16 protein-coding genes are annotated in these 24,067 nt (G+C 56.6%); 13 read left to right on the forward strand and 3 right to left on the reverse strand.

What is annotated here, in order from left to right; translation table 11 throughout:
• Window position 1: 1 nt before the first annotated feature.
• Entirely contained in the window at window positions 2-2,146 is a 2,145-nt protein-coding gene (locus ACYQ07_RS12095; RefSeq protein ID WP_459881943.1) for a restriction endonuclease PLD domain-containing protein, read from the reverse strand.
• A gap of 145 nt (window positions 2,147-2,291) precedes the next feature.
• Between ACYQ07_RS12095 and ACYQ07_RS12100 the strand changes: the two genes are divergently transcribed.
• The 10 genes from ACYQ07_RS12100 to ACYQ07_RS12145 all read left to right on the forward strand — a co-directional run bounded on the left by ACYQ07_RS12100 (window position 2,292) and on the right by ACYQ07_RS12145 (window position 16,303).
• On the forward strand, window positions 2,292-2,837 hold the full coding sequence (locus ACYQ07_RS12100) for a PD-(D/E)XK nuclease family protein (RefSeq protein ID WP_459881944.1): 546 nt from the start codon (window positions 2,292-2,294) through the stop codon (window positions 2,835-2,837).
• Between the two features lie 97 nt (window positions 2,838-2,934).
• The gene (locus tag ACYQ07_RS12105) at window positions 2,935-3,573 is read left to right on the forward strand and encodes a hypothetical protein (protein WP_459881946.1); all 639 of its coding nucleotides are present in this window, start codon (window positions 2,935-2,937) and stop codon (window positions 3,571-3,573) included.
• A gap of 457 nt (window positions 3,574-4,030) precedes the next feature.
• Window positions 4,031-4,873 (forward strand): BrxA family protein, encoded by an 843-nt coding sequence (locus tag ACYQ07_RS12110; RefSeq protein ID WP_459881948.1) that lies wholly within the window; start codon window positions 4,031-4,033, stop codon window positions 4,871-4,873.
• Window positions 4,870-8,553 carry a hypothetical protein gene (locus tag ACYQ07_RS12115; protein ID WP_459881950.1) on the forward strand — a complete coding sequence of 1,228 codons (3,684 nt, stop codon included), beginning with the start codon at window positions 4,870-4,872 and terminating at the stop codon, window positions 8,551-8,553. The genes ACYQ07_RS12110 and ACYQ07_RS12115 overlap by 4 nt, the downstream gene beginning before the upstream one ends.
• Window positions 8,550-9,131 carry a BREX protein BrxB domain-containing protein gene (locus tag ACYQ07_RS12120; RefSeq protein ID WP_459881951.1) on the forward strand — a complete coding sequence of 194 codons (582 nt, stop codon included), beginning with the start codon at window positions 8,550-8,552 and terminating at the stop codon, window positions 9,129-9,131. The genes ACYQ07_RS12115 and ACYQ07_RS12120 overlap by 4 nt, the downstream gene beginning before the upstream one ends.
• Complete coding sequence (locus tag ACYQ07_RS12125; protein WP_459881953.1) at window positions 9,128-12,970, forward strand: hypothetical protein; 3,843 nt, start codon at window positions 9,128-9,130, stop codon at window positions 12,968-12,970. The genes ACYQ07_RS12120 and ACYQ07_RS12125 overlap by 4 nt, the downstream gene beginning before the upstream one ends.
• Before the next feature lie 59 nt (window positions 12,971-13,029).
• The gene (locus ACYQ07_RS12130; RefSeq protein ID WP_459881955.1) at window positions 13,030-13,950 is read left to right on the forward strand and encodes a helix-turn-helix domain-containing protein; all 921 of its coding nucleotides are present in this window, start codon (window positions 13,030-13,032) and stop codon (window positions 13,948-13,950) included.
• On the forward strand, window positions 13,947-14,759 hold the full coding sequence (locus ACYQ07_RS12135) for a DUF6036 family nucleotidyltransferase (RefSeq protein ID WP_459881957.1): 813 nt from the start codon (window positions 13,947-13,949) through the stop codon (window positions 14,757-14,759). The genes ACYQ07_RS12130 and ACYQ07_RS12135 overlap by 4 nt, the downstream gene beginning before the upstream one ends.
• A gap of 282 nt (window positions 14,760-15,041) precedes the next feature.
• Window positions 15,042-15,164, forward strand: coding sequence for a hypothetical protein (locus tag ACYQ07_RS12140; protein WP_459881959.1), 123 nt, complete (start codon window positions 15,042-15,044; stop codon window positions 15,162-15,164).
• A 95-nt stretch (window positions 15,165-15,259) separates the two neighbouring features.
• Complete coding sequence (locus ACYQ07_RS12145) at window positions 15,260-16,303, forward strand: hypothetical protein (RefSeq protein ID WP_459881961.1); 1,044 nt, start codon at window positions 15,260-15,262, stop codon at window positions 16,301-16,303.
• A 2-nt stretch (window positions 16,304-16,305) separates the two neighbouring features.
• Here the strand turns inward: ACYQ07_RS12145 and ACYQ07_RS12150 are convergent, their stop codons facing one another.
• The gene (locus ACYQ07_RS12150; RefSeq protein WP_459881963.1) at window positions 16,306-17,316 is read right to left on the reverse strand and encodes a Kiwa anti-phage protein KwaB-like domain-containing protein; all 1,011 of its coding nucleotides are present in this window, start codon (window positions 17,314-17,316) and stop codon (window positions 16,306-16,308) included.
• On the reverse strand, window positions 17,316-17,885 hold the full coding sequence (locus tag ACYQ07_RS12155; protein ID WP_459881965.1) for a hypothetical protein: 570 nt from the start codon (window positions 17,883-17,885) through the stop codon (window positions 17,316-17,318). Before ACYQ07_RS12155 ends, ACYQ07_RS12150 begins: the two co-directional genes overlap by 1 nt.
• Before the next feature lie 152 nt (window positions 17,886-18,037).
• Between ACYQ07_RS12155 and pglX the strand changes: the two genes are divergently transcribed.
• The 3 genes from pglX to ACYQ07_RS12170 all read left to right on the forward strand — a co-directional run bounded on the left by pglX (window position 18,038) and on the right by ACYQ07_RS12170 (window position 24,000).
• Window positions 18,038-22,252 (forward strand): BREX-5 system adenine-specific DNA-methyltransferase PglX, encoded by a 4,215-nt coding sequence (gene pglX, locus ACYQ07_RS12160; RefSeq protein ID WP_459881966.1) that lies wholly within the window; start codon window positions 18,038-18,040, stop codon window positions 22,250-22,252.
• A gap of 102 nt (window positions 22,253-22,354) precedes the next feature.
• Window positions 22,355-23,431 (forward strand): hypothetical protein, encoded by a 1,077-nt coding sequence (locus ACYQ07_RS12165; RefSeq protein ID WP_459881968.1) that lies wholly within the window; start codon window positions 22,355-22,357, stop codon window positions 23,429-23,431.
• Entirely contained in the window at window positions 23,428-24,000 is a 573-nt protein-coding gene (locus ACYQ07_RS12170; RefSeq protein WP_459881970.1) for a hypothetical protein, read from the forward strand. Before ACYQ07_RS12165 ends, ACYQ07_RS12170 begins: the two co-directional genes overlap by 4 nt.
• Window positions 24,001-24,067 lie beyond the last annotated feature (67 nt).

The raw sequence follows: 24,067 nt of genomic DNA on the forward strand, positions 1-24,067 counted from the left end.
ATCAGCCGAGGAGACGTGTTAGGAAACCTTCGCTGGTGTTCCGTTCGTTCAGAGATGTGATCCCATCGATATCGATCCATTCTTCGAAACCATCGGGATTCTTAATGACGACGTTCCGACCGCTCTTCTCCGGCCGCATCTTCGTTGGAAGGGTCTTGCGGTAGCTGTAGAGTTCGTGTGGCTCGAGGTCGAAATCGGCTATGAGGTGGTTCTCTCGGCGTTCGAACGTTACGTCCCCGCGATCGTATGCCTGCTTCCACTTGCGCTTCCCGATGTTGTACTGCCGATTCGCCGGCTCCTCAGGGAAGTAACTCGGGTGCGCTCGTCCTGCACGATCGTAGAAGTCGAGGAACACCTGCCGAACATCCTCGACAGTCCCGCCTGCATCGAGATACATTTCGTCTTTCAGGATGCGCCGTGAGACGTACGAGAAGATTGGGTTCCGGGCGTCGAGGATCGCGTTCAGATCCTCCTGCGCTTCGTAGAACCCTTCGTCTTCCGGATTCGAAGGGAAGGCGACGTCGAAATGGAGCATCTTCGCCCGATTCCGGAACCAATCATTCGGTCGGGAATCGTTGCTGGTGAAGATGATCGTCGGATACGCGATCTCGTTCGAAGGGTGCCACGAATCCTGCCAGAAGTTTCTAAGCGTGTCGATGCGCTCGATCGTCTGTTTGGTGATGTCGGAGACGACGTACGGAAACACCGTGTCGACGTTCCGTAGCGCCCGAATCTGGTTTTTCCCGATGTCGTCTCCATCGGCCCCACCTCTGACTAAATCGTCCGAGATGAGCCGCAACACGAACTCCGTGAATTTGTCCTTGCCAGCATCGGATTCGCCGAAGATGTAGAGATACTGTAGCGCGTTATCGAGAGTGACGCTCCCGTAGAACTGCCGGGCGTAGAGGTTCACAAATGGCGCCCATAGCCCGTAGAGAATCCCCTCGTACATGTGCGCCTTCACTGCTCGAGGGTTGTTCGTCTCCCCCCATCGATCGATGGTTTCGACGTAGTTCTCGATGTTTTCGAGGGTTGCGTTGAGGAGTTCTGGGTCGGGATCGTGATCGGCGGTTAGGATCCGGTGGTGCTCTCCGTGCTGGAGGTGAACGCGTTTGTTCTCTTCGTCGATCCACATCTTCGGGACGTCGTAGTGCCTCTGAAGGTAGTTGGTGTATCCTTCGACCGGCGTCGTGATCGCATCCGAACCGACGTCCGCCCCGCGCCGCTTGAGGTCGGTTTTCAACTGATCGAGGTAGCCATCGTTCTCGTATCCCTGCGTCGAGAGCGTAATAGTGTATTCTGGTGTCTTGGCCGCGGTGATGCCCTCGGACTGATCCTCATCCTGTTGCTCTCCAACGCTTCCCTCGTTTGAGGCTGTGTCTCCGTTCTCCGGCTCGATCGTTTCGGGGCTGATGTTGACGACCTCGTCGGCGTCTTCCGGATCGTTGGTGACGCTGACGACACGGTCGACTTCGTCACCCAACACCTGCATTTCCTCCCCGACGTTCGAGTGAACCTCTCCCCGTTCGGACAGCTGTGTGTCCCGGTTATCAATCCACAGCTCGATGCGCCGTTCCTTCTCCTCCTTGTCGTCGATTTGCTCCAATTCCTCGGCCAGATTCTCCATGAAGACGGTGTCCGCGTACTCGTCACGATGGTCGTCGATCCATTGCTGGAACTGTCGGTCGAGCTGGCTGTCGACCTCGGTGTTGAATACGACGACGCTGTTGGTCTGGTTCTTCCAGCTGTTGTACGACAGGTTGGCGCTCCCTGCGATGAGTGTTACTTCGTCATCTTCCTCGACGATCCGGTAGAGCTTGGAGTGGACGACCTTCCGATTCTTGAGGCGAACGATCAGCTTGTCCTCCCGGTAGTACTGTTCGAGCTGTCGGGCGACCGTTGCATCGTCGACGGAGGACTGATACTCCTCGCGATTGCCGACGAGAACGTCCATCGTCTCCAGTTTCGAACCTTGTTGGTTGAACAGCTCGAGAAGTAGTTCGGGCGACTCACAATAGGTGACGGCGTCGATATGTACGGCATCGTCGAAGAATCCGGTAAATGACTTCCAGCTCTTGACCGTCTGCCATTCCATTTCGGCCGAGTTTCCGAATCCACCGAGATTGATTGTTGTCGCCCAGTCCATATGTTAGCACGTTGTAGAGATCGATAATAATGGTTGGTGGAGAATTCGGCCAATCTCTGAGACTTCCCTCATTGGCGAGGATCGCTTGACTGATTACCAAGTTCTCCGCCGTACGTTTATGCTTCCTCGCCAGTATCGTGTGATGATGGCGACTGGAGAGGAGTTAGAGGAACGATTTCGTGAACTCCGCACCTCACTTGAGGCACTGCCGAATATCTCCGAACCACCCAAGTCGACGATTCGGATCCTCGGCTCCGCAAGGTCTGAGGGAACGTGGAATACACTTTTAGCGTACTTTCTCGATCCTGCTCAACCACACGGATTCGGGATCGATCTCCTGAAGAGCTTTCTGGAAACGGTACAACGGGAGGCTGACCACTCTTTCGAGTACCTCCACCGGGATCTTGAGCGCATTAAAGTCGAAACCGAGGTAACGTCACCCGCGAATAACCGGCCCGACATCGTACTTCGCGTGCCCGGTGAGTGGTTCATTTGTGTCGAGTCGAAGGTTGATTCGACTGAAGGTTCTCGACAGACGACTCGATACGTGGAGGACACGCATCTCGGAAACGAAAAAAAAGGAGACATATCCCGAGGATGGACTGCATTACGTATTCCTCTCCAAAGCGTACAGGCCGGATTCGAATGCCGATGCATTCGGAGATCTATACTGGCGACACGTCGTGGATAGCTTCGAAACTGTTCTCGAACGTTCACATGGGCGGTATCCGGAACGGAGCGTGAGTCAACTTCGAGAGTTCATATCGACAATCACACAGGTGGCAAACATGGAAGACGACGATTTTACCGAAATTCAAAAAGAGAAGGTGCGGTTGCTCAGCGAGTATCGGGAAGATATCGACACGCTGCTCGATGCTGCCGAATCCCTTCGAAAGCGTACCATCGAGGACTGGCCGGAGCTGTTCAAAAGCCACGTCGACGATGACTTGTGGACGGACGAGTGGCATACTCGACTCAACCACGGAAAGTATGGCTGCATCTTCAAGCACGGGTGGTACCTCGACGACAACGATCTCGAACCAACTATCGACCGCACGGAAACGCATGGAAAACGTGGTCTTCGTCTCCATTTCGTCCATCTTATCCGCGACGAGGAGTCGTTTAGCCGTGGGAAGCTCACGTTCATCCTTCGCTGTCCAACGCGTGTCGATCTCCGTGATGAGTTCCACCGACTCTACAACTCCGAGAAGTACCAAGACCGTCTCCAGCCCATCCTTGACGACACAGACATCACGAACAAGGGGCAAAAGAAAGATTACACGGAAAAGACGTACGAGGTCGACCAGTCACGTCTCCCGGAGAGTTACTTTGAGACACTCGCTTTGGCGTTCGCCGAACACCAACCACTCGCAAACGTCGTCGACGAGATCGTGGCTGAAGCTCTCGAAAACGTTCGGGAATCGTGATATTGGCCTCGTCCGATTGGTACGACCAGATGTCGTTGTGCTCACTCAGCCCTCCACAGAGCCCCTCGTCAATTGTGCAAACTGAGGCTGGAGATAGAACGGTGGGTCTTCTTTCACTTCGAGAAAATGGTCTCGACGCTTGCCGGAGTACTCCCGTGTCATCCCTTTGCGTTCTTTCATAACCGTCTCAACGGCTTCGGGCTGTTCGAGCAGATCATGCTTTTGAAACCGCTCTTGTAACCCACACTTGGCCGAATTCCTCACTCTTCCATCCTCGTCGATGGAACCGCCTCAGCCAATCGTCTAAGAGGTGGTGATGGCTATCTAATATCTACTTCGTCAAGAACTCAGTTTCTCTTCGAAACTCGGTGACTGTGCGCACCAGTATCCAAATGGCTGATCTCCGTGATTCCTTTTTCCCTATCAACTAAGTGGTATGGATGGTTCGAGATGATATATGACTCTCCGCACCGACGGGAGGGGGACTTCCCTACCGTCGCTCGACTCGACATTTTCTCACGACGAGGTGTCGATGGCGATCACAAGATGCGGGCTTCTCGTCGATAGAGCAGAGACGCTTGCTCGGCTGTACGCCCAATATCGAGACTGGACGGTCGTCGAGGAGAGATGGATCGAAGAACGCTTCGACGAGCGCAGTACACGTGGAAGCTCGAAGGGAATCTACCGCACTCTCAGTTCACGGTTCAAGACCGCTGGTAGCGAGCTTCCGTCTATCGTCCAACTACCCTCTATCCTTGACCAGTGTGAGACGGTGCGTGACAAAGCGCAAATCTTGTACTTCTACTTGCTGGAAGACGACCCTCTCGTGAAGTACGTTGTTCATCGGTACGTCGACCGGCTTCAGGAGTCCGGGGTGGACGGATTGGATTTCGAGCAGGAGACGATCGAGCGTCTCCTAAATGGGTTCCACTACGGCGACGGGAGCGAGTTCGACTATGCGGAATCGACGACGCGTCGATGGGGAGAAGGACTCCGGTCGGTAATGCGGGAAATCGGTGTTCTCGATACACAACAGGCCCTTCAGGGACAAATCCCCAATGTCGGAACAACGCCACTGCTCGTCGCGTCAGGATACTCGTGGGAGACCCACGGCAATGACTGGCTCTCTCAACCGACTGGCTGGCTCTACCTTTTCCAGTCCGAACAGTACTGGGACTCCTTGGCCGAACGTGTGAGCGATGATCCAAATTGGGAAGCAAGCGGAATTCACGGTGAGCTACGACTTCAGCCGGTCGATGACACGTACGACTGGGCTGAACCGTGGGAGGGCGAAGTATGACGCAAGAGGACTGGTTTGCGGCCGATGTCGGAAGCGATTTCGAGGAGTCCGTCCGCATCGACCGCGAAGACAACGGTCGTGATCATCGGCTGGAATCGATTGACACCTACCACGTGACGGAGGAGTCCGAGGACTTCATCTCCGACTTCTTCTCGCGGCTGCTCGGTCGTTCCGAGGATATGCGGTCGGGTGCGAACTACTGGCTCTACGGGTACTACGGGAGCGGAAAGAGTCACCTCCTCAGCGTGCTTCGCGGGCTTCTTGATAGCGAATGGCTTCGACAGCGAGACGATGTCTGGGAACAACTAACTGACGGACGTGAACTGGAGACACTCGAGTCCACGTGGTCATCGATCCACGATGAATACGAGGTCATCCCGATCTCGGTGAACCTCCTGAAGCATCAGGGCCAGAAGAAACTGAGCTTCAGTGAGATCGTCCTCCGAAGCGCTCACACGTCGGAACGCCTCACCGGCGCTGAGGGAGGGCTCTCATCGCAACTCGATGTCGCGTTCTTCGAGGACTGGTACCGGACGACCGACGCGTGGGATGATCGAACTACCAACACCCAAACGGCACTCCGGAATACGGTCGACAGCCCCGAGAAATACGACTGGACGGACGTTCAGCAATACAACGCGCTTGCTGACGCCGTTCTTCCCACACTCTTCGAGCAGGAGACCGGCACAGCGGACGGCTTAGACGACCTGATGCCGTCCGATCTCGACCCCCAAGCGATGGTCGAGCGCCTCGAACAGCTACGAAATGATCGCGAAGAAGAACTCGGCCACCCGGTCAAGCTCGTGCTGTTGCTTGACGAGGTCAGTCTCTTTATCGGGACGGATTTCGACCGACTCACCGAGTTGCAGACGCTCGCAGAAAGCGTCGACGAGACCGGCGACGGCGACATCCAACTGGTGGCAACAGCACAGGCCAAAATTGAGGACGTCCAACCACAGTTCGCCGCTCGTGGGGCCGACTTCAGTATCGTCAAGGATCGATTCCCGCATCGCTTCGGCCTTCCGAGCCGACATGTTGGTGAAATATCGACGCAACGGTTACTCAAAAAGTCCGAAATCGGGAAGGAAGACACGGAACGCGTCCTCGAACGAACCAGCAACGAGCCCGAGACACTGCTCGTGTACTCTGGCATCGAACAGAACACCGAACCACCGCTCGACAACATCGATCGTGAACGGCTCATCGAGTTCTATCCGTTCCTTCCGTATCAGCCACCGCTGTTCCTCGAGATACTCTCGAACCTCCGGCAGGAAGCTCACGACCCGGCGAAATCGATTTTCTCTGGGACTGCACGGGCGATTCTGGCCCTCGTTCACGGGCTCCTCCAAGAGTGGGTAGAGGCCGGCGATGACACTCACGTCATTTCGCTGGTTGACTTCTACGACCTTATCGAGCCGGAGCTGGATGATATTACGCCACAGGACGTGGGAGTCATCGAGGAGATTGCGGAACAACACGAGGCAGGCGAACTGGAGGAGATCGACGTGGATGTTGCAAAGGCCGTGCTGCTTCTCCAACACATCCCGGACACTATTCCGATGTCCGAGCGGAACCTCGCAGTTGCCGTGTTGAGCGACCTCGACGGCCCGACCCAGTTCCAGATGGAGAATCGCGTCGAGGATTCGCTCCAACGGCTTCGAAGATTCATCCGTCCGACGCACGACGAAACCGGGCCGAAGTACGCGTTCACTCATCCCGAAGAGCGCGAGATCATCGAAGCTTCCGAGCAGAACCTTGATAACCCAGACTGGCAGTCCATCGTCGAAGCCGTGGACGGGTATGTTTGGGAGGACATCGTGCGGGATCTCTCACTGCCGACATCAGCCGAGTACAAAGATACCGGCGAGCAGTACCCCGTTCGCTACGAATTCAGTATTGACGGAATTGACCTCGATACAACGGTCGATGCTGAGGACGCGCTCGATGTCGAGATCGCCGTCGAAGGGATTTCTCCCGCTGCAGCAGACATCGACTACGCTGGCGATCCGCTCGAATGGACGATCGGTCAGGACGGACTCGATGATCTCCGAGATAGCCTTGTCGAGTGGTGGTCGCTCAGAGATGCCGTCGGAGACCACACGCTCCCACAGTCCGTGGAGCGTGACCTCTCTGATCGGGCGGCTCGGGTTCAGAGCAAACTTGTCGGAGCTCTCAACAGCGGGACGTTCGACATCAAGGATCGCGGCGATCAGATCGGGGGAATGGTCACGGGAGTCGAGGAATATCTGGATGTCAATTATCCCGACGACTTCCATCCCGTGATGCTGCAGATCGGAGACGAGTACTTACAGGAGCTTCGGGGTCTCTCCGCACAAGATCTGCTCCCCACGTGGGCTCAACAGATCGATGTCGCAACGGAAGACCCGGAAACGCACGGTGGTTCGATCCAGAACAACGTACGCGCCTTCACCGGCCAGCAGTTGAAGCAACGTGGCGGGAACCTCGCGATGGCGACGATCCTCGACGGGATCGTCAAGAAGAAGCCGATATACGAGGATGCTCGCCCCGCGCTGTGTGCGATCATTTGGGGTCTCTGCCGGAAGGGGGATTTCTTGCCCGTCGACGAAACGGGCGACTCCCTCGAACTCGACGCCGTCATCGATCTGAATAAACTGACGACGACGCGTCTCAAGATTGCAGGGAGTGGTGGTGTACGTGAGATTCTCCGTAAGGGAGGATTCATCGATTCGACGGAGACCATTCCGGACGGAATTGTCAGGCTCCAGTCTGCGAACGACACGCTTGCGGGTCGGCTCGGTAGTCTCGTAGAAGACGTCGGGCTGGTCGCCGAGAGTGACATCCAAACGCGAGCCGTTCGCACCCTCCTCGAGTCGTTCGTGGAGACTCTCGAAGCCAAGCAGCAGAGCGCGATCGACCGAAGAGAGGCCGTTAAATCACGCGACACCGACTGGGAGGAAGTTGTCGAAGCAACCAACGACGCGCAAGGGTGGTACGACGATGCCAAGGAAGTGTGGAGCTTGCGTCTTGCCGCCATCACACGAATCGATGCGCAGCTAACTCTCGCCCAGCAGTCGTACGACTGGCTGACCAAAGAGTGCGAAACGGCCAGCCAGACCCTCCGTGAAAGTATCGACGGCTACGAGGGTGAGTGGTGGACACACGATGGGTGGGATCGATTCAACGACGCCCAAACCACCTCGCCGGCGCTCGACGACGCGATAGAGACCGCATGGGACTCGTTCCGAGAGGGAACCGATGTCGATGCGTTCGTCGACGAGTTAGAGGAGCATCCGTGGATCCTGCCCGCAAGCGAGTTTGGTTCGAACGTTCGGCCGGCCTTCGAGAACAAATACATTACACCGCTCCGCCGTGCCGAATCGTGGTACAAGAATGTCTCGAACGCGGTATCGACGGTGACTGGCGGAACGACCAACGCCGAAGCTGACGACTTCATTCGCGCGACGAACACCCTCGTCGACAGCGAACTTCTCGCTGTGGTTGCCGGTAGCGACATCGACGAATTACGTGAGACGTTCGAGGAGCTACAGACACTTGTTGGGGATCAATCTCCCACAGAGACCACGGCAATCGGGGTTCTCCCGTCGGATCGCGAATCGCTGGACTCCGAACTGGAACGGCTCGTTAAACGCCATGACCTCCGTATCGAGCGGACTGGGACGGGGGTGATCATTCGATGACGACCAAGCGTCCCTTCCACGACTTCACGGAGCGACTCGCCCAGTTCGCCGACGGGCGACGCGGCATCCGAAACCCGTTTGTGATCGTTCCCGTCCAGCCGATATACGAGCGACGAGTTGCCGAACGGCTCACCGAGTGGGCATCGAACCCACATCGTACTGAGGACTTCCCGGATGACGGAGCCGCCCAAGTCCTCCGACTGGATGAGCTATTTGTCGAAACCGATGTGTTCAAACTCGCGGTCGATCTCGGGGAGAACAGCCAACCGGCGACCATCACCGAAACGATGCAAGACCGGTTAGCGGAAGAACTTGTCGCGGTTATGGTCGAGAAAATCGAGGCGCCAGCCCAGCAGCGACACGTCGTCCTCCTCACCCATCTCGGAAGCCTCTACCCGTTCACGCGTGCGTCGGAACTTCTCGACGAACTCGACCGTCGAAACGTCCAGTCCACTATCGGCATTCCGTTCCCCGGGGACATCGTCGGTGGGAAACTGAGCTTCTTCGGCGAGGAATCGCGAAACTACTACCCGGCCCACCAGATCGAAGGCCGGGTCGAGGGGGTGCATCTCCAATGAGCGACACACACATTCACGACATCTTCCAGCAGTCACCGACTCGCGAACTCGAGGAAGTTCAAAAAGTCAACTCCAGAGCGCAGGCCGAAAACGACGTCCGCGAGTTTTACGAGACCGATAGCGCTCGCGACGTGCTTACCACGCTCGGAAACCTCGTCGACAAGTATCCACACGAGGAACCGCGCTTCCTCTATATCTCCGCGACGTTCGGGTCGGGGAAGACGCACCTCCTGAAACTCATCGGGTTCGCTGCCGACACCGAATCAGAGTTCGCCGATCTCGGCGAAGAACTAGCGAACAGATGGCCGGGCTTTCAGTCGTTCCGACAGAGCGTTGCTGACTCTCACGTCGACCGTCTGAAACCCGTCTTCCTGAACCTCCTCAATCGAGATGCGTCACAGGAGCCGCCGCTCCCGTATCTCATCTATGAGGCGATCGGCCGCGAACTCGGGTATCCGACCGACCCGAACTGGCTGCTTGAGTGGGCGTGGCAGCTCGATATGAACCACGGTGACTGCTGGGAGCGACTACAGGAAATCGAGCACGACGGACGGACGTTCGACGATGTGTACGACGAGCGGGCGTCGCTGCGGAGCTGGCTCTACGACGCCGTTCCGACACTCAAAGACTCGCCGTTCGCGTCCCGGGAGGAGGTCAAACAGTCCATCGACGACGCCATCGAGGAAGTCGACCCCGACGAGTTCGACCCCGACGAACTCGTCGACCGCGTCGAAGCGGCTCAAGAGTCGTTGAGCACGCCGGAGACCGAGACGGAGTTGCTGATCGGGCTTGACGAGGTGGCGCTGTTCATCGGCGATGGACGCCATCGATACAGAGAGTTCCAAGAGACGATGAAATCGCTGACGGAGCTTGGCGTTGGGCCTAATCCTCCGGTCATCGGGACTGGACAGTATCCGATCGAGCGTATCCACGGTGAGTTCGAAGATACTGAAGTCACGGATCAGCCGTGGTACGGTGCCCAAGAACCGTTGGAGGGTGCCGACACCGAGATCATCGTTCGGAAGCGGTGGCTACAGAAAGATACCGAGGGTGGACAGGCCGTCGAGTCCTCGCTTCGGGGGATGCCCGACCTGACGCTCGATGCGTACTCCGATATTGCCGGCGCCGATCCGGATGCGGTCGAGTCGTATCCGTTCCGCGAGTACGATCTCGGGTTGCTCCGGACGGTGATTCAGCAACTGATGCCGCGGGGACGCGTCACCGAAGAAGAGTACGTGCAGGGCCGGGCATTGCTCATCCTCGTCCGCTCGCTGTTCACGCGGTTCGAGTGGGGGAACAAGCAGGTCGGAGCGCTCGTCACGTGGGACGAGTTGTACGATCTGCTGGTCGAAGAGACGACTTACATCCCGCTATGGGTGCAGGAGATGGTCGAGAACAAACTCGTCCCCTCGGCGGGCGGCGACGAGGATGCGTTCTCCGTCCGCGTTGCGAAGGGACTGTACCTGCTGAATCAGGTTCGTTCCGAGGTGCCGTCGACGCCGGCGAACCTTGCCCGTCTGATGGTCAAGTCGACTGACGAGTCGTTCGAAGCCGTCCGGGACGATGTCGAATCGGCGCTGTCCGACCTCCTCGAGGATCGGAAAGTGCTGACAGAGACGAACGATCGTGGCGACGAGGAGTATCTGCTGGTCTCCGAACAGCAGGAGGATATCCTGACGCGAGCGAAGACTCGCGCACAGCAGATTCCGTCGCATCGACTTTCGGCCAAGTTGGAGAATTCCCTTCGGGAGGGAAGCGACCTCCTGCTCTCAGAGGGCAGTCGACACGAGGTCGATCTCGAGGCTGAGCGGAAAGTCCCGCTCCGCTTCGGCTACTCCGTCCTCGACCCTATCGAGCAAGCGCCAACGCCGGAGTTTGACGCCGTTCGTGTGCGGCTGGTCGCTGGCGGCGGCGATGAGATAAGCGATCAAGTTGATGCATGGCAGTCGACGAATGAGAGTCGAGATGGGGGAGAGCACGTCCTCGTCGCCGTCGATCTACAGGGATCGACGATCGACCGACTGCGGGACGTGATGGGAATGCAGGAAGTCCTCTCAGAGGAGACGGAGACGTATCCGGATTTGGAATCCGACCACCGCGACGAACAGCGGGCCCTCGAGTCAACGATTCGCGAGCAACTCGAGGAAGCGAACGTCTACGTCCGAACGGGTGGGACGAGGGGACGGTACAGAGACGTGTTCGAGCAGGTCGTGGAAAAGCAAGTCAAGTCCGTGTTTACCGGGACGCGTTTCGTCCTGACCAACGGAATAACGGAAGTCAAGGATGCCAAGCAGATGGCGCGGTTCTTCCGCGGCGTCAATGACTGGCCGCTCTCGAGCGAGGACGCTGTCACACTTGGTGTGGATACTGACCGAGCCGAAATCGCCGACGGCTGGTGTCAGGAATTCCTCGACGAGTACGAGAATACCCAATCGCTTCGTGCCGAGGACTTACTCAGCCAGACCGTCCAGCGAGGGGGCACGTATCGCGGGACACCGCAGGAGTCGATCTCGGCACTGCTAATCACGCTCGCAACGGCTAACAAAATCGCGCTACGCCGCGACGACGAGTACATCACCGAACCGGACGCGATCGGGCGAGCGGTCAGAAACAAGACGAATCTGACCGACGTACAGATTCGTTTCGAGTCGATCGGGGACACCGATCCAGAGCAGATTCGGGAAACCGTTGAGACGCTGATCGGCGAGGAGCCGGAGGGAACCGACCCCGACGCGTGGCTCACCGAGTTAGCTGAATGGGTGAATCAGAACAGTGTGCTAGTGAAACGCGTCCTGCGAGGCGTCAGCAGAGAGTTCGGCGAAGGCGCTTCGCTGGATGAACTCGAAACGGCCCTCCAGCCCGCACTCGGCGGCGAGGGTCTCGAAACAGACGATTTCGCGTCCGACGAGATCGAGCGCCAATCCGAGCGCTTTGTGCGGGCGAGAGAGCTGTTCCGGTCGGTCGAGGATGGCGACTCCCTCTGGGGGCAGTTCAGCCAGCGAACGATGGAGATGCAGCGGCTCTACCCCGGTGCGGACATCACGGGAGAGATGCAAGCGATCGTCGGCGGGGACGAAGTGCCTGATGCCGACCGGCTTCGAGCAACGATCGACGAAGCCGACGCTCACAGACGAACCGTCGTCCGTGAGCAGTACGAACGCATCACGGGGGAGTCGCCGCCGGACGAGGAGCCCGAGAGCGTGGTTGCCAGCCTCGCGACGTGGCTCCACGCTCACGACGGGAGCAGCAAGGAAACTGCCGACCGCGTCGCCGTCGAATTTGACGGTGTGACCATCGACGACCTCTACGACCTCTTCGAGACGGCGTGGGATGGTGACTCGTTCTCGGAGGAAGACCTCGTTGACCCAACGGTCGTTCAGCAAGCCAAGCGGTTTGAACGGGCACGGCGACTCCTCGAAGCAACCGGTAGCGAGGCGTCCCTCTGGTCGCAGCTTCGCGACGCGTCGAGACGGCTCAAGGAAGCACACCCGAACCATCCGGTCACGAACGACGTGAGCGAGATGCTCAGTCGATCGCAGCCGCCGGGTGTCGACGATGTAGCGCAACTCCTCGACGAGGCGGAGAACCCCTTCGAGGTCGACGAGCGACTCGAGGAACTCGCCGACAAGCTGCTCTCGGAGTATCCCGACCACGATCTCACCCAAGAGGTCGTCGATGCAGTAGAGGGAACCAGCCCACCGAGTGAGGAACGCGTGGGTGAATTGATCGAAGATGCAGAGCAGTTGCTGGATGGTGTTGACGAGCAGCTGCGGCGGATTCGGGAGACCATGGATGCACTACCGGATGGCTCTGTAATGATGATCGAGCCGCTCGACTGACGGTCTGGTGTTGCAAAACACCGAACTTATTTATATTCGATTCGCAAATACGCAACATAGTGTACACTGAGGCAGAGCTTCGGGCGCTGGAAGCCCTTCAGGGTGAGTCGACGGTTTCGGGACTCGCCGAGGAACTAGACCGGAGTCGGAGTTACGTCTCTGAACTCGTTGATCGGATGGAGTCGAAGGGGTTGGTTCACACCAGCCGCGAGGGGAAGCAGAAGCAGATCAACCGGTCAGATGCCCGCGCAATCGAACTGTTCGACAGTTTCGTCCAACAGTACACCCACATTCCATTTCCCGAATTGCTCGGCGGCGCAACGCTACGTATTCTGTACTACCTGCAGTCGCCGGCGACCGCCACGGAACTCGCGGAGCGAGTCGACGTTCACCGAAGCACGGTACATCGGTCGCTATCCCCGCTCGAGAACCGCGGGATGATCTACAAGTCGGACGGAAAGTACACGCTCAACGACGAATTCGAGGAGCTATCTACGGTGGCCCGTGAGTTTGCGCACTTGCGGCACAGACATCGCGTCGAAGACTACGCGGAGTCGTTCACGCTTCTCTGGGAATCGCTGGACGAGTTTCTCGTCCAGACCCGTGCCGAGATCGAGGCAGACGCGTTCCATCTGACTGGGCCGGAACTGTTCCAAGCGTACGGTCTCCCATTGATGGCTCGCCAGCGCCGATATTACCTGTACTCGGAGTCAGTCGATGACGTGTCGCCGGCGGAGCTGTGTTGCCACATGCTCGCGATCGACGACGGCACGCGCTCGCAGTCCTACTGTCTCCTCTTGCTCAGCGAGACTGCAGTCGACCGCGATGCGTTGCTCGAAGCCGCACAAAAATACGAGGTCGACGAACGGGTGTTGAATCTCCTCGAGTACCTTGATACCGAGGGCGAGAACCGGTCGGGACGCCTCCCGCGATGGGAAGAGTTCCGTGAGCTCGCCGACGAATACGGGGTGGCAGTATGAGGCGGCGGTTCGACAGCGAGTACATCGAGTCCGAGCTGCGGCGTGTCGGCAGGCAGCTCGAAACCGAGCTGACCGTCTATCTGATTGGTGGCGGTGCGATGTCGTTCCGCGGTCTCAAGGAGACGACCAAGGACATCGATCTCATCGTTTCTGACGGCGACGACCTCCGAGTACTACAAGCGGTTTTGCTGGATAACGGATACGACATCGTCAAAGATCCCGGAGAAGAGTATGACGACCTCGGGGCGCAGCGGATTCTCGAAAACGACGATGGATGCCGCATCGACGTCTTCAATCAGCAAGTAATCGACAAGCTCGTTCTCTCAGATGGGATGCGCCGGCGAAGTGAAGCCTATCTCGACGCCGGTGGGCTGTCGGTCGCGCTGGTCAGTGCCGAGGACATCTTCCTGTTCAAGTCTGTTGCCGGGCGGACAGACGACATCGAGGACATGTACTCGCTCGTACAGACCGAACTGGATTTCGACGTTATCGAAGACGAGTTGGAGCAGCAGATCGACCTGCTGGGACAGGAGCTGTTCGTCACGCACGCGAACGAGGCACTACTGGAACTCGAAGCGCAGCACAACATCTCGACGCCGTTGGCCGAGCGGGTCTCCGAAATCACCGAACGCGTGTACCGGGAACTCGAAGTGTTACAGGCCTTCGACGAGTCGATCTCTCGGTCGGAGTTGGAAGCGGCGGTCGATCTCTCTCCCGAGGACGTAGCCGAAGCCATTGAACATCTCGTAGAGAAGGACGTCGTCGCGATTGACGACGACGTTATCGACCGGAAATCGACCAATCTCTAACAGAACCGCGATAGCGACGAACGAGCTGCTGAACGGGTTATCCCAACGATTAATGGCGGCGCCAAGAAAGCTCGAAACAGACGTCCCGCTGATGGAGTTAATCCACTCCAATCGTTGCTGGAGTGTACTTGTTTCAGGCGTACCCGGCGGCAGCCCCGGTTCATTCGGTGGCGGTCTACTGAGGGGTTGAAACAGCTGAAGATCGAGTAGCGGCGCCGTCGCCGCTAGATCCCCAGCTACTCGATCGCCCGATGAGTGACAACGACACCCCAATTCGAACAGATGGATTCGCTCGGACTACCGGACGAGGATCGACTCTGGACACTAATGGAGCGTCTCCGACTGCTCCTTCATATCGCGTGGCTGCTGGTCGTGCTCGCGATGTTCGTGATCGGGCTGTTGTAGGCCCGGTCGCGGCTTTCTAACAGCGAGCAAGTTAGCCGGTTTCGGGTAGATCGTTCCAAAAGACTATCACTCGTCTGTGACTCTATCTCGACATCATGCTTAGAGTCGGGGACGAGGAAGACGTTTCTACGTTAGAAACGGTCTCCCTGAAGAACGAGGGGTTTCGTGAGGACGACCTCCGAGAGTGGATCATCAACAGTCCCGAGAGCATCCTCGGGGAGGACTTTCGGCTCATCGGACGGGAAGTCTCCGTGAAGCAGATCGGCGATGGGATCGACCTTCTTGCTATCGACCGAGACGCCAACGTGGTCGCCATCGAACTCAAACGAGGCGCGTTGAAGCCGAAGGTCGACTTTCAGGGACTCAAGTACGCCGCCTACACCTCGCACTGGGATTACTCCAAGCTCCGCGACCAGTTCGAGAAGTTCAAATCCACGACGTGGGGTCGAACGCTCTACGAAGAGGAAACCACGTTTACCGAAGTACTTGACGAGTTCTGCAACGAGGACTACACACTCAATCAGGATCAGCGGATCGTCTTCGTCGGTGAGTCCGTCCGCGAGCGGCTGGACATCGTACTCCGGTGGCTCAGCGACAGATCGATCGACATCTCCGTCATCGAGTTCCAGCTCCTGAAGGACGGCGACCGGCTGTATCTCGATGCGGAGCAGACGATCCCGACGCCGGAACACACCGTGACGGACGTAAGTCCCGATACCTCTGAGGAACCGTGGAAGGAGGACGGGCAAGGGTGGCATCTCAACGAGCGTTCCAACGAGCAAACGGCTGATCTGCTGGAAGATGTCACAGCTGCGCTGCAGGAACTGGAGTTCCTCAACGGGCCGGAGTGGGGGCAGAAGCACTACGTCGCGTTCAACAAGGGCCGAAAACGCCGCATCGCGATCCGGACGAAGCGGACGCTGTTCCACATCGACTTGTTCGACGTCGATACGGCGTCGCTAGACGCTGCGGATATCGCCGATGAAATCGGGATCGACGCTGAGTCAGTTGCAGTCAATGAGGATATGCGAAGCAGTGGTCGAAGCGGAGTGAGAATCACCTGTAAGCCAGATCAGAAGATCGACTTTGACGCGCTTGAATCACAGGCTCGCGAGATACTTGGCGGGACTACTGAGTGAGTCTATCCAGCATCCTGCTTTGAGAGCGAGATGTACTGCTCATTCGTAAGCGGCGAGTCGAGGTGATCGTCGTTGAAGAAGCGGAGAACGGCCCAAACGTCTCGCTTGTCGTCCATTTTGATGGACATCTCTCCGTCACCGTTTTCCTCGAATTTCACGTCGGTATCGAAGTTGTCGCGGATATACGTTGCGTCGTCTAAATCCATATCTTCGTACACGCCCCGATCGTGTACTTTGTACATCAGTCTCAGCACACGGTTGTTCCCGTACACTGCCTCCTTGAACATCTCAAAGTCGTGGAAGGGAATGTCCGTTTCTTCGATTCGGTCAATGACGTCATCCGCACACCGCTCATACTCCGCGAGATAGTCGAATATTTTCTCGAACCGGGACTGGTCGAAGATGTACATCAGTCCGTCGTAGTAGATGGAATCGACGCGGTCGGGGATCGAGATCAGCGAATCGCCTACTTTCGTATGTTTCTCACTTCCCACCCGCATACGGGCTCGAGACGTTCGACCCATAATCTGGCGCCGACTGTAGTTCAGAAAGGCAATCGCCATCTGACCGTTGTCGGCATCCTGAATACGGATCGCTTGGAACTCGGGTTTCGGCGGCTCCGTATATGTCGTGTGACTAAACCGCTCTCCCTCCAGCAGGCGTTCGAAGTTCTCGAACTGGGGGATGTTCTCCGTGGGTTCGTGCTGAACGAAGGTCTGGTCGCGATCTCGATTTTCGATGCCGTAATCCGAAAATCGGATCTTGTCGTTTTCGAGCGCAGATTGCTTGTGTTTGACCTTCTCGCGAACCAGATTCTCCAAATCCTCGGGGAGCTCTTGATCTAGCGAGATGCGGTCAAAGGTGTAGTCATAGTCTTCGGCGCTCTCCTCGTCCAGACGAGCCAGTAGCAGGTCGATCCCAAGTTCGCTGGTATCGATGTCCTCGATCCGCTGGAGGAATGCGACCAGTTCGTCGAAGTGGTCTCGGGGGTCACCCCGGCTCGCTGAACTCATTATTTTGTAGTGATATAGACATCGCTACTTATTCTTGCGGTATTGAGTGTCATATCATTCTCATCGAGTTGCTGCTTGGTGAGGAGGATCCGTCTGTCGTGCTCAGTTTCGATTTCGTAGACGCGGTAGCGGAAGCCGATCAGAACCGGATTGACGAACAGGCGGTTTGAGCGGATCACGATCGCGGCGACCGTGAGAAATAGCACGAGAAATGCCGCTACATCGTATATGTCCGAGAACTCGAACACGATGAACGGGAAGATGTAGACTAAGAGATATTCCGTGAACATATCTGACCGATTTCGGTAATGCTCGATATCACTCAACTGGCCTTGCCTTGTGCGATTCATCCGTATCATCAGGGCCAAGAAGACGACACTAATCACCGTGAGAATCGAGGAACCGAGCGAAAGGTAGGATAATTCAACAGGCCCGATTCCGACGGGCTCCAGTTGATACCCGAAAACCGAGTGGGTCGAATCGTGGGCGCGGAGGGCGACGATAACGAAGAGCGGGCTATAGGAGCTCAAGAACAGGACGATCTTCGCCCAGCTCGGAATGCGCCCCATTAGGTTCGCTATGTTCTATTCGGAGGTCAAAGTCAGTTTTGTATCCACTTCCCCGAGAACATCACGGATACTGACCCGGCCGCCGTCCGAGAGTACATGGACAATCTTCAAGACATCGTGCTGACTCTGCTTGTAACATCACTGAGTTTCGCATGGACGGACAATCTACCCAACCCCGCAAGGCCCAGCTCGACAAGGAAGAGCGTGAGCATCTCGAGGATGTCGTCATCGAGATGCGCGACCGCGTCGAGGCGAACGTCCGCTACCAGCTCGAGAACGAGTACGAGCTCGACGAGAAACCGGACGACGACGCGTCCCTGAGCGAAGAGCAGGAAGACCTCGTTGAGGCTATCGAACTCGAAGCCGCTGATGGCCACAATTGGGAGGAAGCTCACGAACAGTACATCACGGGTGTCGGCTACACGATCGTCAATCGGCTGGCCGCGCTCCGCTGTATGGAGGTTCGGGACTTCATTGACGACGAGGTCACGGCCTTCCGCGACGCCGGCCTCACGCCGGCGGCCGACCGGCTGGTTACGGAGGAGTTCATGCTTGAGGAGGAGGCCGTTCTCGAAGCCTACCGGAACGCGTGCGACGACCTCGCCGAAGAAATCGAGATTCTCTTCGACCGCTCGACCGTCTACAGTCTAATCGACCCCGACGACGACACGTTCGAAGACCTGTGTGGGATGCTCGACAAAGTTCCCAACGAAGTCTGGCGAGGAGACGACGTACTGGGCTGGGTGTATGAGTACTACAACCGACCCGTCGTCGAAGCGCTCGACGCGAAGAACACGCTCGAACCGGAGGACGTGGGCCCGGCGAACCAGTTCTATACGCCGCACTGGGTCGTCCGAATGCTCACCGACAACTCTCTCGGGAAGCTCTATCTCGAAGCCAAAGGACAGGAGTCGGCAGTACCGGAACCGGAAGCGCTCAGTCCCGAGGAACGCAAGGAGCGGTTAGTCACGCCGGAAGACAGTCCGTCCGTTCCCGAACTCTGTACGTACCTTATCCCGGACGAGGAGGCCGGCGACGCACCGGAGTTCGACCACCCCTCGGAACTGCGCGTCATCGACCCGGCCTGTGGAAGCGGTCACTTCCTGCTGTACGCGTTCGACGTGCTGGAGCGCATCTGGTGGGCCGAGACCGATATCGACCGCGCCGAGATTCCGGCGAAGGTACTCGAACACAACCTCTACGGCGTCGACATCGACCTGCGCTCGTGTCAACTCTCGGCATTCAATCTGTATCTGAAGGCCCGGACGCGTGCCGAGGAGGAAGACGGCCAGTTCGAGATGCCCAACGTCGACATCGTCTGTGCGGACGCCCGCGTAGCTGAGGTCGAAGAAGGCGCAGAAGTGCTGGACGAGATCACCGGCGAAGGGACTGACCTGCGGGAGGCACTCGGCGAGATTATCGATACGTTCCAGCACACGGAGGCACTTGGAAGCCTGCTCGACGTGAGCGGGACGCTTGAGGAGGTGTTCGAGAGCGGGCAGACGGGTCTCTCAGACTGGGGCGACGGGACGCATCAGTCGCTAAACTCGTTCCTGAAGGCTCTCCGTGAGGCAGTCGACGAGCGTTCATCAGATTCGTTCGGCGAACAGAACCTCAGGAGTTTCCTGAATCTATTAGTGGTGTTGACGCAGGAGTATGATGTCTCTTTGATGAACCCACCGTATGGGATGCGAGGCCGAATGCCAGACGATGTGCAGGAATATGTCTCTGAGCACTACAAATACCACCAAGAATATTATGTGAATTTCTTTGAAGTCTGTGAGCGGCTTTCTAAAGGAAACGGTCGCGTTGGAATGCTAATTCCGTGGTCGTTCATGTTCCGGAAAGTCTTCGAAAGCTTCCGAGTTGACTTTGTAGGCGATGATCGGGCATTCGACTTCCTCGCTGAATTCGGATATGACGTTCTGGACAACGCAACGGTTGGAACGGTAGGGACGGTTGTGAGAACCGAACCGGATGAGGCTGATGACGGTCGGTTCGTTCGCCTTCACGATGTGCCCAAAGCAGACAAAGAATCTACTTTCATTTCGTCGGCATTTCTTGACGAGATCGACGGTGGTGTTAAGCGGGTATATACCCGAAGCGCGGAAGAGTTCTCTATTATTCCCGGTGCCCCAATTTCTTATTGGGTTCCGAGAGAACTCCGCGAACTATATGATGCAGACACAGTATTGGACGCGGATAATGCTGGGTTAGATGAAAAAGAAAGTATCGGGCGCGTCAAGGTTGGACTTCAAAGCGGGGATGATGAACGCTTCTTGCCATCCTACTGGGAAGTCCAGAATATGCCTGATGCGTTTCCACCGGTTTCGAATGGGGGATCGAACACTTGGCTTCTCCCGAAGAACACACAAACGATATTGTGGGAGGAGAGTGGCGATGAGGTTCGCCGTTACTCTGGTTCCTACCTTCGTAGTCCCCATCTGTATTTCAAAGAGGGGATCACGTTTAATCGACGTAAGCGAAGTGGCCGACACTTCGGATTTATGCATGCTGATTCGATATTCACAGAGTCGGGAACCGCAATATTCCCGGATGACGCGGATACTTGGGCATTAATTTCATATCTGAATAGTCGATTAGTGACCTATCTTAAGCTAGCTCAGACGTTCGAACGCAAGTGGGAGACTGGGACGGTATCTCGACTTCCTGTGCCGAGGACGTTCTTCGACAATATCGATGAACTCGCTAGTGCTGCTAAGTCACAATTTGGAAAGGTGCTTGGTCAACGGAGTCTTGATTTCACTTCTCCCCACTTCTCTGGGAGTTTGGCCGCACAGATGATTGGGTACGGGAATCCACATCCACCGGATCACCCACACCGAACCTTACTTGAAAAGATAGACTGGGAAGCACCCCCAGAAGCCAGTCCAGATACGAGCATGAAGCAGCTCGTTAAGCAAGGGGAGGAACATCTGAAGCAGCTTGACCAAGGTCTGGAACAGAGTGCCCGCGAGACGGATCAACTACTGTTCGATCGCCTCGAATTAAACGAGAACCTCAAACACGAGATCCTTCAGGAAGTAGAACTGAGAACAATAGATGATCCACTAACAGACCTCAAGCAGCAAGAGAACGATGATGATCAGGGTTCTGATTTATTAGTGAACCCTGCTGATTTTGTGCAGGATCTGCTTCTCCAGTTTAGCATAGATATTGTGAGAGAGGACAGCGATGGCATCGTACCGCTCTCGACAGTTGATGATCACGACGATCTCCTCTCTCGAATCGAAAATCGCTTCGAACGCGTCTGGGGCGACCACGCAACCGCCCGCCTCGCAGAAGTTGATGAAATACTCGGAAATCGGAGCGCGAGCGATGAGGCATACCCAAACCTTCGAGCGTGGCTCGAAGACGACCTGTTTGAGTACCATGTCTCGAAGTTCGACCGAACGCCAATCCTCTGGCGGTTATCGACTGAACGGCTCGTCTCCGACGCCAAGAGCGAGGGCTTCGGCTGCCTCATCGACTACCACCAGTTAGACGCGAGTATCTTCGACCGCCTGCAGAACCAGTACCTCGAACCGCGCCGGACGCACCTCCGCGAACGACGGGCAGCGGCGAACAGCCGCCGTAACGATGAATCGCTCTCCACCTCGGAGCGAGCTGACGCCGCCGAGGAGTACGAACGGTGCGAGAGCGGGCTCGAACAGCTCAGCGTGTTTGAAGAACAGCTGGGCGAACTTGCCGAATCCAACCCCCGCGAGTGGCCCGACGAGAATCAGGAACGCGCCGCCGAGGCAGCCGAACGCGTCGCGGAGTTCCGGGAGCGGACAGCGTCACGGCTGGACACCCTCGAAACGCTCGCCGACCGGGAGGACGTGGATATGGAAGACCTGTTCAGCCCCTCGTTCTATGAGACTGTACGGGAGAACAAGGACGAGTGGATCGACGCGCTCGACGACCTACAGGCTGCCTTCGAGGCCTATGCCGAGGATGGTTCCGAACCCGTCAAAGCACATCTCTACGACCTCTTCGAGTACTACGACGATCTCGTCGGCTCCTCACACTACGCCAGCAACGGGATTCTGTTTATGACGTACTACTTCGACCAGTTCGAGGACGCCGGGCAGGCACAGATCGGGGATGCCGGTGTCTCTGAACGGCAGCGTCTTCTCTCGGAACTCGCCGCCGACGTCGACGAGTACTCGGAACTGGCCGACGAAATCTCTGAAGACTGCGACGAGGTCGCTGCAGACATCCCCAACGATTGGGCAGACCGTGCGCTCTCAGAGGTGACGACTGCGGGCTACCAGCCTGTCCACAAACACGGCGTCGCGATCAACATCACGCCGCTCGCAGAGAAGAAGGTCGTCCCCGAGATCGTCGGCGACAAAGTAATCTAGACACCCACAACGAGAGTTTGATGACACGTTCCTTAGTAAACCAATTCCCGAACCACTTTCACTAGTGTAAGCTTATGAAATCGAACCCCTAACTCTAAGTATATGATCGAGTTGACCGACGCAGACGACTGGTTTGAAATCGACTCTTGGTGGGAGTCGTTCCGAGTTTCACACTCCCTCGGACAACTGGAACAAAGAGAGAGTCGACTCGATAGCAGATGGTGGGACGGTGTCGCCGACGATATCGACCAGTGGGTCGAACAACACCGGAGCGAGTTCGCGTTCAGTCAGCTCGATAGTGACACACTAACAGTAACCCACCGCTGGAACGAGGGGCACTGGGAAACACTCGATCCGTGGTGGGAAAGCTACGACGAGATTCGAACCGAGGTTGCCAGACAGCTCTATGAGGAGCTGGAACGAAGCGACGAGCGCTGGCAGCATTCAAACAGCCGCTTCGATAGCGACCCGCTGTCGGCCGACTGGCGGAGACACCATCCTACCCGTGGCCCGCTTCGACCAAATCAAGAAGAAAACTGGTCACAGTGGCTCGCACACCTACTACGTGGTGCTGATGGGATTCTGCTGGAAGAACTGTTCGGCGAGAGGTGCGATGAATCACCGCAAGCAGTCGAACGGGAGGTATATCTCCCAGCAGAGAACGAATCTGACCGGTATGCGGATATCCTCGTCTTCCTTCGTACTCGGGGCCTTTCGATAGAGGTCAAGAAAGGCGACGAACACTACAAAAAAACTACTCACACAGCGAGTCTCGTAGAGGACGAGTTCCTACACGAGTGGATGCACACGCTGTTACTCCCGAAACATAAGCACGCATCATTACGAGACTCGTTCGAGCGCTCGTTGTGCGAATCAGAATCTGGTCGCCTGACGATCCATTCCGAGGACTCGACCGATGTAAACGTCGTGTTCTGGGAAGAAGTCAGTCACGCTATTCGAGCTATTCTCCTCAACGATGAGACGGTTCCCCCACATTGGGAAGCGAGCGCATATCTCTTTTGTACCCTGATCGAGCAGAAACTGCTCGACTACAATCCGAAACCTGTCGTTTCGAAATTGGTCTCAAGAAGCGACGTAGTACACAGTTCCCAATCGCTCCGGATTGCAACTGGCAGTCCGGAAGAACAAATATCCTACCTTCGGAAAGCAATTCCATGACTGATGAGTTCGTGACACAGGCGCTCCAGCAGGACAGATACCTGAAAGCAATCGAGTTAATCGACAGGTTCGAGACGGAAATCGAGCGTCTGCAAAACCACACGGGAAAACGGATTGTTGAGGAAAATCAGGAGCTGTTTGTTGACGATTTGACTCCGGATTTTAGATCCAGACGTAATCCGAGTACTACATTCGCCTTCGCCCGGACGGATTTCAAGATGTCACGATTCGCTAACGAAGAGCCGGACGCGAATCGACTAAAAATGAGTCTCATGATTCACTGGAACGATGCGACCGTCTTGGGACACGATGAAGGGTATGGAGCACTTGCCGTGGCCAGTCTTAGAATAAAGAACCTGTCCAAAGTAGAGTATCAAGAAATCAAACGCGAGACGTTGGAAGAGGGATGGAACGACATCCAATTCGGAGAGGATCCGTTTAACAACTCTCCGGGGATCATTTATTCTCCGGTTGAGACAATACAGGATATTGACCACGCTCACGAACGATTTGCCGCCCACTTCAGGAAATACGGCCAAGACTATGGAAAATCTCACAGAGGGACGTGAAATGAAATCCTCTGCACACTCTGACCGGTCAAACTCACCAAGCAAACGTTTCACGATGAGTGAGTAA

The sequence above is a fragment of the Halorubrum gandharaense genome (assembly GCF_054654575.1).